Here is a 15,071-nt window from a genome sequence, read left to right as displayed (position 1 = left end):
AGAATGCGCGTAATCCATGGTTTTAAGATTACAAAAAAATGAAAGTACTAGTTAGATTGGTTCACTTTGAATAGGCATAAACGCATAAAAAAAGGCCTCTATGATAGAGGCCTATAAGGACTTTACTTACCTTTTATTACATCACTATTTCTTTACGGTTTCTTTTACAGTATCGACTTTCGCAATAGCTGCGTCTTTATGCGCTAAAACAGTGATGTCCATTGTTCTTGAGTCAAGTGTTACTGTTGCCAGTACTCTGTCACTTGCTTGTGATGTTTGCAAAAACATGTCTTGCTGTGTTACTTGAAACTTATCGCTCATCTCAATATTGCTTGCCATGCAAGCGCTATTAACTGCTAAGGTTTCTTTATCTAAACATGAAAACGCGTTTTTTGTCTCGTCATTGTCAGCAAGGGCGTAACTTGACCCAAGGGTAAAAAGGCTAACAATTAGTAATAAATTTTTTCTAAACATACCTATTTCCTTCAAAAATGATGATTACGAGCTACTCCATTAGCTTCCTCTCACTTTCAAAGTATAGGTAACAATACTAAAAAGATCAACCAAAATCAGATGAATGTTACAGTTATATGACAATTGTTTGAAGCTTTGATGTCATATTCCTTCCCCGTCGCCAAATTCATGTAAGCCACATTCTCTTTTTAATCCAAAAAAACGAGTGTCTGCTTCGGTCATTCCTGCTTCTAATTTTGACGTGGTGTGCCAATCACCAATCGATACATAGCCTTTCTCCCAAAGAGGGTGATAGGGAAGCTTGTTTTTATTCAAATAATGGTGCAATTGTTGATTACTTAGATCAATAATTGGATGTACTTTAAAATGCTGAGCTTGTTTTTGCAGTACACTCAGGGCACCACGGCTATCTGATTGCGATCGACGTAAACCTGCAAACCATGTTTTGGCTTTTAATTCTCTTAAGGCTCGTCGCATAGGTTCCACTTTATTGAGCTGATTGTACTGTGTAATACCATCAATACCCTTTTCCCATAACTTGCCAAATCTAGCTTCTTGCCATGCCGGATTAATGGGAGCTGAAAACACGTGCAAATTTAAATCAAGGCGTGCGGTAAGCTCATCTATAAATTGATAAGTTTCTGAAAATAGATATCCAGTATCAGTTAGCACCACAGGAATTACTGGTGCTACCTCACTAAGTAAATGAAGCATAACCGCAGACTGCGCACCAAAACTTGAAGACACAATATGGTTGTCAGGGAGTCTTTTTAATGACCATTCGACTCGTTCTTCAGGTGATAGTGCTTCCAATTTTTCGTTAATGTGTACTAAGTGTTCTGCATCTACACTTAATTCTAAAACAGAAGAATTAGAAAAAGCTTGGTTTTCTTGTGTGATGTTAGGCATAAAAATCCTCAGCTGAGTTTTTAACCTCAGCGACTACACCGGTTCGAATAACAAAATCACCAAAGGATTCATTGTCTTCGCGCTGACCAGCCCATTGACCAATTAAATCATCTAAAATGTCCATTATTTCAGTATCGAGTATATTTTCCTTATACATCTTGGGAATACGCGTACCTTCACGATTACCGCCCAAATGCAGGTTATATTTGTTTGGCCCTTTTCCAACTAATCCTACTTCGGCCAACATGGCTCGACCACACCCATTAGGGCAGCCCGTTATTCGATATATGATACTTTCATTTCCAAGCCCATGCTTATCTAGCATTGCTTCAATTTGGTCGACCGCATCAGGTAAATATCTCTCTGCTTCAGCCATTGCGAGCGGGCATGTGGGTAACGAAACACATGCCATGGAATCTTTGCGCTGTGCACTTGTATCTGATTCTAACAAGCCGTGCTTAATAGCTAAGTTCTCTATTTTTGCTTTTTCTGCGCTAGGTACGCCAGCAATAATTAGATTTTGATTGGCAGTAAGTCTGAAGTCACCTTGGTGTATTTTTGCGATTTCAGCACAACCTGTTTTTAAGGTTTTGCTAAGGAAATCCAATATTCGACCATTTTCAATAAATAGCGTTAGATGGTGCTTTCCATCAATCCCTTCAACCCAGCCAAAACTGTCTCCACGAGAAGTAAACTCATATGGACGGCTTGGGCCAAATTTGGTCTTGGCACGCGACTCAACTTCTGCTTTAAAAACTTCTACGCCAACGCGCTCAAGAGTATATTTTGTTTTTGCATTTTTACGGTTTACTCTATTGCCCCAATCTCGCTGTGTTGAGACGACAGCAGCGGCAACATCAAGTACTTTATCAAGAGTGATAAAACCAAAATCATCCGCTTTGCGCGGAAACGTTGATTGGTCGCCATGAGTCATCGCTAACCCGCCGCCGACAAGCACATTAAAACCAATCAATTTATTATTCTCAGCAATCGCAACGAAGTTTAAATCGTTGGCGTGCACATCTACATCATTTTGCGGCGGAATCACGACCGTGGTTTTGAATTTTCGCGGAAGATAATTGTTACCTAAGATAGGTTCATCTTCTTGTGTGGAGTCTACTTTTTCTCCATCAAGCCAAATTTCAGCATATGCATTTGTTTTTGGCAGCAAGTGTTCGCTTATTTTTTTTGCCCATTCATAGGCTTCTACATGAAGCGAAGACTGGATTGGATTAGAGGTACAAAGAACGTTTCTATTTACATCACCAGCGGTAGCAATAGAGTCTATTCCTGTCGAATGAAGGACTTTATGCATTGATTTGATATTAGGCTTAAGAACGCCGTGAAACTGAAAAGTCTGTCTTGTAGTTAATCTAATACTACCATAAATCGATTTCTCAGTAGCGAAACGGTCGATTTGTAGCCATTGTTCAGGCGTAATTATTCCATCAAGGCAAGCGTGCTCTGAGCATGACATTATGCAATGGTTCAAGTTTTTGCTTTGCGCGCTCAGCCCTGATATCACGATCATCTTGCTGATACATTCCATGAAAGCGTATAAGTTGAAAGTTATCACTGGTAAATCCGCCAGTAACGTCATCTTTCAAATCTGTGCTAATTGTGCCTCGCAAATGTTGACTTTGCGATTTTATCCGCTCATTTTCGGATAGTTTACCCTCGACAATTTTAATCGTTTTACTCATTAGTAAACATCCTTCTGGTAGCGTTTAGATTTTCTCATCTCAACTAGGTATTGTTTTGCTTCTTGCTCGCTTTTTTGCCCAAATTTCTGAACGATAGTAAGCAGTGCTTTTTCGACATCTTTAGCCATATTCATGGCATCGCCACATACGTAGAAATGCGCTCCTTGCTCAAGCCAGTCGTATACCTCACTGCCATTTTCAAGTAATTTATCTTGCACATAAATCTTATCGGCTTGGTCTCTTGAGAATGCTAGACTTATCTTTGTTAAAAGACCCGATTTTAAATATGACTGCCACTCTACTTGATACAAAAAATCTTGTGTAAAATTAGGATTGCCAAAAAATAGCCAGTTTTTACCATTTGCTTCATTGGCATCACGTTCTTGCATGAAGGCTCTAAATGGCGCGATACCTGTGCTCTGGGCCAACCATTATAATTGGCGTCTCAGGGCTTGAAGGTAATCTGAAATTGTCATTGCTTTCAACAAATACACTTAACACTTCGCCCTCTTCAAGGCCTGTTGATAAGTAGCCTGACGCACCACCTTGATGAGTAAAGCCAAAAGCATCGTATTCAATATGAGCAACAGTTAGGTGCACTTCATCTTCTACTTCGGCTTGGCTAGATGCAATAGAATATAATCTAGGTGTTAAGGGTCTTAGACAGTCTACTAAGGCTTGGGCACTAATATCGTTTGGATAGGATTGAATAATATCAACTATTTGTGCACTTTCTAAATACTGTCTTAATGCTAATTTGTCATCCAACAAAGTTTTTAATGCTTTATCTTGTGTAACCGCTTCATATGATTTTACAAATCCGGGGTAGCTTAAGGTAAGTTCAAGTTTTTCCTTAAGGGCAAGAAAAAGCGTCATATTCTGGTCTTTGATCGTGACTTTTTCCTCAGGAACATTGTTGGTCAACGATATTATTTTGTTCACCACAAGATCAGTGTTTTTAAAATAAACACCTAGTGAATCACCTACTTGGTAGTTAATGCCTGAGCCTTCTAAAGATATCTCAATGTGTCGAATGTCTTTTACTGAGTCTCGTCCTGTGATTTTGACGCTTGTGAGTAATTCTGCTCCATATGGGTGTTGTTTTGTGAATTGAACTGATTGAGTTGTATTCGCCGCTTCTGCAGTGTTTATGGTTGTAGTTTGCGTTGGCTTTAGCGACTCAAGTAATTTAGCGTGTATAGCATCGGTCCAGTTTTTTATATCTGATTCATAATCTACATCGCAATCAAGACGCTCAACTAAAGCTGTTGCGCCAAGTGTACTTAAGCGTTTATCAAAGTCTTTGCCTGTTTGACAGAAAAATTCGTAGCTGGTGTCACCAAGGCCAACAACAGCATAACGTAAGTTAGGTAGTTTGGCTGCCTTTTTTGATGCAATATATTCGTGCAATTCTATGGCGTCATCTGGTGCATCACCTTCACCATGTGTACTGACAAAAACCACTAAATGGGTTTCGTCTTTAAGCTTTCTTGGTTTATAGTCAGCCATACTGACTACTTTACTGTTGAGGCCTTTGTTTTTTAAGCTATCACCAAACGCACTGGCTTCATGCTTTGCATTGCCCGTTTGGGATCCATATAAAACCGTAACCGTGGGCGTTGCGCTTAATATGGTTTCATTAGTTTGCGATACTGCACTGCCACTAGCAGCAGATAAACCAGCCAAGTATCCACTGGCCCATATCAATTGCTCTTGATTTAGACCCGATACCGCTTTTGTTAAAGCAGATAGCTCCATCTTATCTAAGGTAGATGGTGCTGAAGAGGTGTTATTTTGATTCATAAAACATCGCTATACGTTTACATTAAGTAAAGCATAGCGACATTTATTGATAACTTGAAAGAATTAAAACTGATTTTTTATTCCCTTTAGTGCTGAAATAAATTAGAAATCTAATTCAAGCCCCAAAAATGGTCCATCAAATTCGATATCTGTGTTTAGACTATCAAAACCATCTAATTCAAGTTGGGTATTTCTGTAGCCGGCTTGAATAGTCATATCAAGCGCAAGTGTCTCAACAAAACTATATGTTAATCCGATCTGATAGTCTGTAAATTTATCATCATCAATTGCTAGTGCATCACCTTGAGCATATACACCAAGGCCTGTTAAGGGTAGACCAACTGCAATACGACCATAAACCATGGGTATCACCCCACTAAAGCTCTGTTCGCTCGAATTGCCTGATTCATCGGTAACGACGAAATCACCATCAATTTGTCGCCCGCTTATACCAAGATCCAGTGATACTAAGTCATTATCTAAAATCTCGTAATATAATGTGTAGTCTACAGCGGTTAAATCGGCTTGAGTGGCAATATCACTCCCAATTAGAAACACTTCATCACCGAAGGTGAAGTTTGCATCGAGTCTTGCATTGCCTTGAGTGCTATAGTCTGTGTATCTAAGTTGCAAATTAGGAACCAAGGGAATAGGGTGTTCTAATGCCGCATACAAAGAAGCATTTGTTTGATCTTCAAAGGTAAAACTGGCTAGGTTGTCATCTTGTGCAAATGCGCCTTCAACCCCCATATTCCAACCTTGCGCACCTATATAGCCGCCTAAAATTGTATCTGCTTGGGCTTGTACAGATACACCAGCAAGCAACGTCGCACTGGCTAAAAGAGATAAAGTGTTAGTTCTAAATTTCATATTTATCCTTGATTAAGTAGTTCATTTAGTTCAATGAGAGCAGCGTTAGCGCGAGAGATATAATTAGCCATGACGAGAGAGTGATTTGCTAATAAACCAAAACCATCACCATTTAAAATAACCGGGCTAAAAACAACTTCTTGAGTTCCTTCAAGCTCCCTTATTATTTGCCGTAAACTAACGGTTGCATTTTTTTTACGTAAGACCTCAGAAAAATCTGTTTCGATTGCTTGTAAAAAGTGAATAAGTGCCCAGCTAGAACCTCTAGCCTCATAAAAAACATCATCAAGCTTAAACCAACTTGTTTTTGTTGTAATAATCTCAGATTCTGGCGATGAATAGGTCGCCGTAGGATCCCCTGCTAAATTTGTGTTGATGGAATCAGTGCCTACACTTGCGCTTAGTTTTTGTGACAAACTCCCTAAGCGTTTTTCGACTTGCTTTAAATATTCTCTAAGGTTATCAGCTCGGGCATAAAACTGGTTGTTTAAAGCGCTTTGATCACCCAGATTATCTCTGTATATAATCAACGCCTCAATTGCGCCTTTATATTGCCCCTCGCTTGAAGGTAATATCCAACGATTATTATCAAAGTTTAAGTTAGGCTGTGCTGTAGCTAGCGGTTCATTATCAATAGACTGAGATTGTGAACGACTGAAATCCTTACGCATAGCCAAAGCTAAATCACGACTCATTTCTAACACGCCAAATTCCCAACGCGGAATGTTATCCATTAAAATCCCGGGTGGCAACATATCATTGGTAATATAACCCCCTGATTTATTGAGCATTCGATCTAATACATGAATCAGTGTATTTGTAGTAGTGTATCCTGTCACCACGTTTTGGTTGTTTTGTTGAGCTTCGTTTTTGGCGTGCGCATTGACGTCAAATGAATTTGGTTCAAAACTCCACCAAAAACCAATAACGCTAATGAGACATAATAGCGCTAAAAGTAAATAATTAATTTTTTTAAGACTGAAGAATTCGTTCATAAAAGTCCTTATTTAGATCATGCCCTTAAAGGTCGTAATTGCCTGTAATGTTTGGGCTAGCAAGATAAAGTATACTCCACTCACTGCAAGATTACTTAATAAAAATAGGCGATAGCGTGTTTTATTTGGGATGTAGAGATGCCTGTGCATACTCAAATTCGAGAAAGACTAGCAAGCGTTAGGTGCTCTAACGGGGCTAGTCAGGGTTTGTCAACGATGTGTAATCGGTAGTTATTTATACTTTAATAGTAAAACAGCAAGTATATAAGCAAGCCCAATGGCAAAAGGTACAAATAAAAAACTAATGACAGTGATTCCTCTAACTAGCCAAGCATTCACGTCAAAGTACTTTGCAACACCAGCGCAAACTCCTGATACCTTTGCATTATGGGGGTCTCTAAAAAATCGTTTTGTATTAATGACTGTTTTCATGTCTTACCTCTTTACTATTTCGTCCTCACTCTTTAAATCTATTTACAGTGAGGGGCTTTAACAATCTTGTTTTACCAAATTCAAATGGGTTAATAGCATTAGCATTAATGTGCCGCCCACATAGAAAACGACAGGTGACAGCAATATACCTAAAAGATTTATATGCGCTAACATTGTCAATTCCTTCTTAATTAGCTAGAGCGCCAATTTGGCGCTCTTATTCAAATTTCTTAGCTTTTTGCTTCATTTTTTGGTGACGCAGTTGTGCTGTTTACGTTAATCACTTTGCTTTTCGCTGATGCTAAATCAGTGATTTTAACAGACCCTTTAGGTGTGTCACTTGATTCAAGGCCTGTCATATTACCTGCGGTAATAATTGCTTTTTCGATATCAATCTCTAATTCTTTTTTAACAGAATTAACACCTTGTTTAATGAGGCTTGATACATAAGACTCAAGTGATACTTCATGTGCGCTGGCAGTTGAAGCAAAAGCGCAAGCAGATACTAAGATTAAAGAAGCTAGTTTGTTTGAAAGTTTCATGGTTTGTTTCCTAAAAATAAAATTAATTAAGGTTTTGCTTACGACTTTTAAAACCTCAGTTGCATTATTGCGAACTTAATTATGTATTAGCGAAACGCGTGCCAAGTATTTCTAAATAATTTAATATTAATTAAATCAATAATTTACTAGGTCTTTTTGGTTTTTTATCAAGAGGAGGTCACAAGCCAATGAGGCCACGTGGTTAAATTGACTATATTTGTTGGTTAAATTCACTATTTTTTAGTTGATGATTTTCGGCTTTTTGTCTTGCTATCAATAATTGCTCGTATGCTTCTTTAAGAAGGTCGAGATTGTTTGTTTTAGCAACGCCGTGTTGGCTAAGATAACGTCGCCATATCTTTCCACCAGCTTGTCCTTGAAATAAGCCGAGCATATGTCTTGCGATATGCCATACTCGGGCACCTTGCAATACCTCTTGGCTAATATAGTGAGTCATCGTGTCTATTAAATGGCTTTCTGAAAACGGCACGACATCATTGCGGCCATATATTTCTTTATCGACTAAACAGAGTATCTTAGGATTTGAATAGACTTCACGACCAACCATGACCCCATCTACTTGAGTAAGATGTTGCTTACATTGCTCGATATCATTAATACCGCCGTTAATTGAAATATGTAGCTTAGGGTTTGCTGCTTTTAATGCATAAACACGGTCATAATTTAAAGGCGGTATGTCTCTATTTTGTTTTGGGCTTAAGCCTTGTAACCATGCTTTTCTAGCATGAATAATAAAGTGTTCACAACCTGCATCTTTAACACATGAGACAAAATCACTTAGGCCTTGTTCGTCATCCATGTCATCAATACCAATTCGACACTTCACTGTCACTGGGATATCAACTTCTTGTTTCATTTGACGAACGGAGTCTGCAACGATTTCAGGACTTGCCATCAAGCAAGCTCCAAAGCTGCCATTTTTTACCCGATCAGACGGGCAGCCAACGTTAATGTTAATTTCATCATAACCCCTTTCTTGCGCAATATTGGCGCATTTGGCCATGTCACCCGCTATGCTGCCGCCAAGTTGCAGGACTAGTGGATGTTCTTGTTCGTTGAACCCCAAATAGTCGCCTTTGCCGTAAATAATGGCACCAGTGGTAACCATTTCAGTATATAGAACGGCTTCTTGACTCAGCTGTCTCAAAAAAAGCGGCAATGACGGTCGGTCCAATCAAGCATTGGTGCGACTGAGAAGCGGTGATCTATCATTTTAATTACACATTTCGTTTACACTAAAGCTTTGCTTAAGTTGAGATGACGTTAAGGGGTCGCAAGTATAAAGGGGATTTCAGATTGCTTCAAATGTATAAATACATACTGCATTATCTAAAAAACCCTGTTTAAGCCATTTAGGGCTGCAACTCTGTATGCCTCGGCCATTGTTGGGTAGTTAAAGGTGGTATTTACAAAATATTCAATGGTGTTAGCTTCGCCTTCTTGTTGCATTATTGCTTGCCCAATATGGACAATTTCAGAGGCTCTTTCCCCAAAACAATGAATACCCAATAATTGTTTGGTATCTCTATGAAACAAAAGTTTCAAACTGCCGACATTTGTATCAGCGATTTGAGCGCGTGCAAGGTGCTTAAATTGAGCACGGCCTACCTCGTATGGAATCTTGGCTTGTGTCAATTCTTGTTCGGTTTTTCCTACTGAGCTTATTTCCGGAATCGTATAAATACCGGTTGGAATATCTTCTACTAAAGCTTTATGGCATTCACCTTTTAACATTGCCTCTGCTGCGAACCTACCTTGGTTATAGGCTGCAGAAGCAAGACTAGGATATCCTACGACATCGCCTACCGCATAAATATTGTCAACATCAGTCTGATAATTTTGATTGACCTTTAATAGCCCTCGCCCATCTGGCGTTAACTCCGTGTTATTGGTATTTAAATGTTCGGTATTACCAGTGCGCCCGTTGGCAAAAAGCAAGCAGTCTGCTTTCATTCGTTTGCCTGACTTTAGATTAAGTACCACATGGCTATCATGGCCTTCGACAGATTCATATTCTTCATTATGCCTAATTAGCACACCATTATTCCAAAGGTGATAACTAAGCGCATCAGAAATTTCCGTATCCAAAAACGATAATAAGCGGTCACGCATGTTTACTAGGTCGACTTTGGTGCCTAGTCCTCTAAAAATAGAAGCATACTCACTACCGATAACGCCGGCGCCATAAACAATTATATTCTTAGGCTGAAAATCCATTGATAAAATAGTGTCGCTATTAAAAATGCGGGGGTGATTGAAGTCAATATCTTTGGGTGTATAGGGACTAGAACCTACTGCAAGTACAATCTGTTTTGCACTTATTTCATCAATAGAGCCATCATTTTTTTGAACATTCAATGTGTGTTTGTCTATAAAGCTAGCTTGGCCAATAAATACGTCAACATCATTGCGGTCATAAAATGATGCTCTGAGTCGGCTTTGTTTCCGAACTACACCTGCAGCATGTTTCATGATATCTGGAAAACGCAGGCTTTTTGAAGAGTTAGTCTCGTTAAACAATGGGTTGCTATTATATTCCACTAATCGACTAACAGAATGTCTTAGTGCTTTTGAAGGAATCGTTCCCCAATGAGTACATCCTCCGCCAACGGAAGTATAGCGTTCCACCACCCCTACCTTTTTTCCTGCCTTTGCTAGCTGCATCGCTACGCCTTCGCCCGCTGGACCAGTTCCGATGATAATAGCATCGTAATCAAATTTTCCTGATTTAGTTCGGTTAGGCATAATTTCTCCTGATGGGTTGATTTTTTGTTCAGCCATGTTTTGTTAACGCATATAATAAGCAAAAAAAGGATGCTCTATGCACCCTTTTAGTATTATGCCTTTACCTGTATCGGCTCAAGATAGTAAGAGTAAAGTGATTGCCACTTTTCTTTTTGTAAGGCTAAGGAATGTTTTAATTCTTTGTATTTAAAATCCAACTCAAGTTTCTCGTAGCTTGCTTGAATTGACTGTCTCTTAAGCGCAACTAACGCTTTTTTAGTTTTATAATACTCCGACATTTTTGTCATTAAAATATCGTACTCAGTTTGGACTTTATCCATAACTTCATCGGCATTTGGTAAATCGATAAGTTTGTTTTGTGCGTATTTAAGTTCCATTTGTAAGCGTGCTTTTTCAATTCGCTCATCAGGTGTCGTTCTTAAATTTTTTGTTAGTTTGAGCCAAGAAAGACTTTTTATTAGCCATTTTGTAGGATCATATTGATACCACTTAATCCCATTTCGATAGTCAGCTTCAAATATATGGTGATAATTGTGATATCCCTCGCCAAACGTAAATAGAGCAATTATGCCATTGTCGCGGGCTGAATTGGTATCTGTGTAAGGACGAGAGCCCCATATATGTGCAAGCGAATTTATAAAAAATGTGACATGATGCACAGCAACTAAACGAGTAACGCCAGCAATCAAAATCATCCCAATAATATCGCCGTTCAGCCAACCTAATAGACCAACAAGACCAAAGTTTGCGATAAGGACGATGGCCAAGTAGTGATTATGTTGCCACATCACTACTGAATCCTTTTGCAGGTCTTTGCAATTTGAATAATCGTCATAGCGCTGCGCTTGATACTCCCTTAACATCCAACCAATATGAGAAAACCAAAATCCTCTATTTGCAGAGTAAGGGTCTACGTCGTTTTGATCAACATGCCGGTGATGGACTCTATGATCGCTCGCCCAATGCAATATCGAATTTTGAACTGTCATTGCGCCAAATATAGCCATTAGCACTTTTACAAAAGGATGTGCAGAATATGCCTTGTGAGACCACAGCCGGTGGTAACCTGCTGTTATTGACATGCCTGTAATGAAAAACAGGGCAATTGCGACGAAAATTTCGGTCCAATCGATACCAAAAAAATAAATCCAAAGAGGTGTCCCAATTAACGCAATTATACTGGTAATGGTGAAAACGGATACGTTTAACGCGATAAGCGGTGGTTTGTTCAAAATATTGTCTCAAAAATTTCAGCGTACATCTGTGCGCTAATTTAACTTTACGACAAATAATGTGCAACATTTTATTGCAGAAATTATGGTAAAGTTGTAAACCTACAGTAATACTTTTTATTCATAAAATTATCATGAATCGTCAGCAACAAAAATTAGAAACGAGGCAACGCATCATAGAAGCGGCTTTTTGTCTATTAAACGATAATAAAAGTTTCACTACAATTAGTTTGCGAGAAGTTGCTCGCGAGGCAAATATTGCCCCTACATCATTCTATCGACATTTCTCAGATTTAAATGAATTAGGCCTTACATTGGTGGATGAATCAGGCTTGGCGCTAAGACAACTAATGAGGCAGGCAAGACAAAGAATTTCTTCAGGAGGCAGTGTTATTACGATCTCTGTTGATACGTTTTTAGAATTTATCCTGTCCAATGCCAATGTATTTAGATTATTACTTCGAGAGCATACGGGCACATCGGCGGCTTTTCGTTCAGCGGTAATGAGGGAGATTCAACATTTTACTGAAGAGTTAACTGAATATATTGAGGAGAAAATTGGACTCCCAACTGATTTGGCAAACCTTCAAAGCGAAGCAATGGTCAAATTGGTATTTAGTGCTGGAGCCGAGGCGCTAGATGCAGACCCTCTGGAAGTGAACCAAATAGCCGAGCGAGTAAAAAAACAACTCCGTTTTATTCAATTAGGCACTTTGAAATATGCAGAAAATCATGATATTTCTATCAACCAATAAGTCTTATTTTTTTACTAAGATAACACCTGTTTCAATATGATGAGTAAAAGGGAATTGATCAAATAGTGCAGACTTTACGATGTGATGTGAGCCGCATATGTCCTTAAGATCACGTGCTAAGGTTTCAGGGTTACACGAAATATAAACAATCGTGTCAAAACTTTTGATTAGTGCAATAGTGTTATTATCTAATCCCGCTCTGGGGGGGTCGACAAGCACAGTCGAAAATGAGTAGGACGATAAATCTATTCCTTGAAGTCGATTAAACTCTCGTGCTCCTGAATAAGCTTCAACAAATTCTTCGCTAGATAGCCGCGCAATGGCTAAATTAGTTCTGAGGTTTTTTGCAATATTGTCTTGGGCTGCATTGACAGAGGTTTTCGATATCTCTGTGGCTAATACTTTTCTAAAATGAACACTTAGTGGAATTGAAAAGTTTCCAGCACCACAATAAAGTTCAAGCAGATCTGTATTTTCATCCTTAGTATGCGCAATTACCCACTCAATCATTTTTTGATTAACAATGGCGTTTGGCTGCGTGAAGCTATTTTCAATTTGTTTGAATGTAAAGTGTAAATCATTTACAGCCAGTTTCTCAGTGACAAAGTCATCGCCAAGGACCACTTTTTGTTTTTTTGCTCGTCCAATGATGTTGATTTTACCTAAATCAGACAGCGCCTCTTTTAACCTTGCTGCCGATATCATCCAATTATCATCTAACTTTTTGTGATACAGCATACTTATCACCAATTCATTTGTGGTTGATGATATGTAATCGATTTGAAATAGCTTTGTTCTTAGCGTCTGATCATTTTTTATCATTTCAATGATCCCTGCCATCGCTTTATTAATTATCTTTGAAGCCGCAGGGAATTCATCGACCCTATATTTTTCTTTGGTGGCTTGGTTAAACATTATGTGAAAAGTATCTGTACCGTCATGCCAAACTCTAAACTCGGCACGCATTCGGTAGTGATTTTCAGGACTCTTAAAAATATCGATGTCTGAATTACTATATTTTGATAGAAGCTCTTGCAGTGTATCTCTCTTTAGATTCAATTGTTCATCATAAGATAGTTGTGAATAGTTTTGCATTGTCCAACTCGAAAATTATTTTTTGCGATTCTACCTACATTCCAACAATTACTAAAACGAAATTAAAGTTTTTCGGTGCGTTGGTCGATATGGAAGTTGAGGATAGTGAGGTATCTTTTATGAATATATTGCCAAATACGGTGAGTGCGCCTATGGGAAACTAGGTCACCAGCGTATGATACTGTAAAATTTGATAGTCAAATACGTGCCAAGCAAAACGAGATAGATCGTTCTGGCGAAGGGGAGCGCGTGTCAGAAATCAAAAGAGCCGCGATCGCCGAAAAGGTAGTAAGCACTTCGATTATGGATAACTTATTGACGTCGAATAGCCAAATGCTCGACGATGTCGTATTAAATCGTCGTGATGAGCTGGCACCCGACACTGTGAACGAAGTCCTTAGTTTTGATACCAACAAGGTTACTCAAAATGTGATAAGTTTCGTTGACCAAGCACTCCAAAACTTTTCAAATAATGGGGCGTCACTTGAACAATTACAATTTTTTAAAAGTGAAGCTAGAGAAGGTGTGATTGTTGGAGTAGATCAATCAAAGTTAGATCTTGTAGGGATCGCGCCAGAACAACTTTTTGCTAAAATTAATAAAACAAAAGATTCTATCCTTGAAGGATTGGATAACATTGATGTAAGTAATATTAAATCAAGGTCCTCAACTAACGAAGCAGTAAGTTCTGGCCTAAGTAAAAATCAAAAAGATATCGTAATGAACGACGGAAGTGTTCAACAAATCACTTTTTCCAATGCTTCGTTTTCTTACAACGGAAATGGCAGCACATATACAACAAATTCGTCTGGAATAAGCTTTGAATTAAAAGGTGATACAGCGGGGAGTGTCAAACTGACTAGTCTTGTAAATAGTGTTGATGCGCTTGCCAACGAATTTTATCGAGGAAAGATACAAGATAAATATGCGCAAGCGAATATGAAGGGTATTTTGGATTCCGATTATGTTGATGCCGCAGTCCGTGAGAATCCGCAAACATTATCTAGCGACCTCAAAACGTATCATGAAGTACAGAATATGGGAGATAAAAACACAAGTGTAGGATCTGAGGTTACAGGTGATGTGCCTGAAGCGGTGGCCGCTTATGTGTCAAAATATTTAGACATTTTAGAAACAAGTAAAAACATTGTTAGTAATGAGCAAGAATTTAATAAAATTATAAACGGCTTAGTCAATCAAATGAAGGATGTTCAAGTGCCTGACTTGCTACAAGCTATAAATAAGTTTCATTCCTTCAATCGAAAATTTGGCTAATATAAAGATAAAGCCCTATTAGGGCTTTATCTTTATATATTGTGATAAAAGTGCGCTTAGTGCTGCTTATCGTTAGCAGTTCTTACAATGATATTTCTTTCCATAAATTCAGTATCATTTAGTTTTTCAATAAACAAATTTTCTGTCCCTGATTCGACTTCAACAAATCCAAAGCCTTTACGACGACCAGTTTTTTTATCTTTTACTAAGCGTACTGAAT

At 38.6% G+C, this 15,071-nt stretch carries 12 protein-coding genes and 3 pseudogenes (1 of these 15 running past the window's edge); 2 read left to right on the top strand and 13 right to left on the bottom strand.

The window, feature by feature from the left end:
* Positions 1 to 144: 144 nt before the first annotated feature.
* The 11 genes and pseudogenes from ACZ1G6_RS11770 to ACZ1G6_RS11720 all read right to left on the bottom strand — a co-directional run bounded on the left by ACZ1G6_RS11770 (position 145) and on the right by ACZ1G6_RS11720 (position 11,726).
* Positions 145 to 474 carry a pyridine nucleotide transhydrogenase gene (locus ACZ1G6_RS11770; protein ID WP_472616463.1) on the bottom strand — a complete coding sequence of 110 codons (330 nt, stop codon included), beginning with the start codon at positions 472 to 474 and terminating at the stop codon, positions 145 to 147.
* Between the two features lie 141 nt (positions 475 to 615).
* Positions 616 to 1,383: a phosphoadenylyl-sulfate reductase gene (locus tag ACZ1G6_RS11765; protein WP_472616462.1), complete on the bottom strand. Its 768-nt coding sequence runs from the start codon at positions 1,381 to 1,383 to the stop codon at positions 616 to 618.
* Positions 1,376 to 3,086: pseudogene (gene cysI, locus ACZ1G6_RS11760) on the bottom strand (assimilatory sulfite reductase (NADPH) hemoprotein subunit). Before cysI ends, ACZ1G6_RS11765 begins: the two are co-directional and overlap by 8 nt.
* Positions 3,086 to 4,889, bottom strand: a pseudogene (locus tag ACZ1G6_RS11755) (assimilatory sulfite reductase (NADPH) flavoprotein subunit). The pseudogenes cysI and ACZ1G6_RS11755 overlap by 1 nt, the downstream one beginning before the upstream one ends.
* A 102-nt stretch (positions 4,890 to 4,991) precedes the next feature.
* A complete protein-coding gene (locus tag ACZ1G6_RS11750) occupies positions 4,992 to 5,759 on the bottom strand; it encodes a TIGR04219 family outer membrane beta-barrel protein (RefSeq protein ID WP_472616461.1) in 768 nt (255 codons plus the stop codon).
* 2 nt (positions 5,760 to 5,761) lie between these two features.
* Positions 5,762 to 6,754, bottom strand: coding sequence for a DUF2333 family protein (locus tag ACZ1G6_RS11745; protein ID WP_472616460.1), 993 nt, complete (start codon positions 6,752 to 6,754; stop codon positions 5,762 to 5,764).
* A 231-nt stretch (positions 6,755 to 6,985) separates the two neighbouring features.
* Positions 6,986 to 7,186, bottom strand: coding sequence for a PspC domain-containing protein (locus ACZ1G6_RS11740; RefSeq protein WP_472616459.1), 201 nt, complete (start codon positions 7,184 to 7,186; stop codon positions 6,986 to 6,988).
* A gap of 230 nt (positions 7,187 to 7,416) precedes the next feature.
* Positions 7,417 to 7,728, bottom strand: coding sequence for a hypothetical protein (locus ACZ1G6_RS11735; protein ID WP_472616458.1), 312 nt, complete (start codon positions 7,726 to 7,728; stop codon positions 7,417 to 7,419).
* 211 nt (positions 7,729 to 7,939) lie between these two features.
* Positions 7,940 to 8,961: pseudogene (gene dusA, locus ACZ1G6_RS11730) on the bottom strand (tRNA dihydrouridine(20/20a) synthase DusA).
* A 117-nt stretch (positions 8,962 to 9,078) separates the two neighbouring features.
* Positions 9,079 to 10,494, bottom strand: a complete 1,416-nt coding sequence (gene sthA, locus ACZ1G6_RS11725; RefSeq protein ID WP_472618980.1) for a Si-specific NAD(P)(+) transhydrogenase — start codon at positions 10,492 to 10,494, stop codon at positions 9,079 to 9,081.
* A 92-nt stretch (positions 10,495 to 10,586) separates the two neighbouring features.
* Positions 10,587 to 11,726, bottom strand: coding sequence for an acyl-CoA desaturase (locus ACZ1G6_RS11720; RefSeq protein WP_472616457.1), 1,140 nt, complete (start codon positions 11,724 to 11,726; stop codon positions 10,587 to 10,589).
* Positions 11,727 to 11,860: 134 nt separating this feature from the next.
* Here ACZ1G6_RS11720 and fabR point away from each other — a divergent pair, with 134 nt between their 5' ends.
* Complete coding sequence (fabR, locus tag ACZ1G6_RS11715) at positions 11,861 to 12,481, top strand: HTH-type transcriptional repressor FabR (RefSeq protein WP_472616456.1); 621 nt, start codon at positions 11,861 to 11,863, stop codon at positions 12,479 to 12,481.
* 3 nt (positions 12,482 to 12,484) lie between these two features.
* On the opposite strand, the gene trmA is transcribed toward fabR, so the two are convergent.
* Positions 12,485 to 13,576, bottom strand: coding sequence for a tRNA (uridine(54)-C5)-methyltransferase TrmA (gene trmA, locus ACZ1G6_RS11710; RefSeq protein WP_472616455.1), 1,092 nt, complete (start codon positions 13,574 to 13,576; stop codon positions 12,485 to 12,487).
* 249 nt (positions 13,577 to 13,825) lie between these two features.
* On the opposite strand from trmA, the gene ACZ1G6_RS11705 reads away from it, so the two are divergent.
* Positions 13,826 to 14,851, top strand: a complete 1,026-nt coding sequence (locus tag ACZ1G6_RS11705) for a DUF5610 domain-containing protein (RefSeq protein WP_472616454.1) — start codon at positions 13,826 to 13,828, stop codon at positions 14,849 to 14,851.
* A gap of 56 nt (positions 14,852 to 14,907) precedes the next feature.
* Here ACZ1G6_RS11705 and ACZ1G6_RS11700 read toward each other — a convergent pair whose 3' ends face one another.
* On the bottom strand, positions 14,908 to 15,071 hold the end of the coding sequence (locus ACZ1G6_RS11700; RefSeq protein ID WP_472616453.1) for an RNA recognition motif domain-containing protein. It continues 358 nt past the right edge of the window; the window shows 164 of its 522 coding nt (coding positions 359-522); its start codon lies off the right edge, out of view — the gene reads right to left on this strand; its stop codon occupies positions 14,908 to 14,910.

The sequence above is a fragment of the Glaciecola sp. HA4-3 genome (genome assembly GCF_055693685.1).
This window is presented reverse-complemented; position numbering and strand designations above follow the sequence as displayed.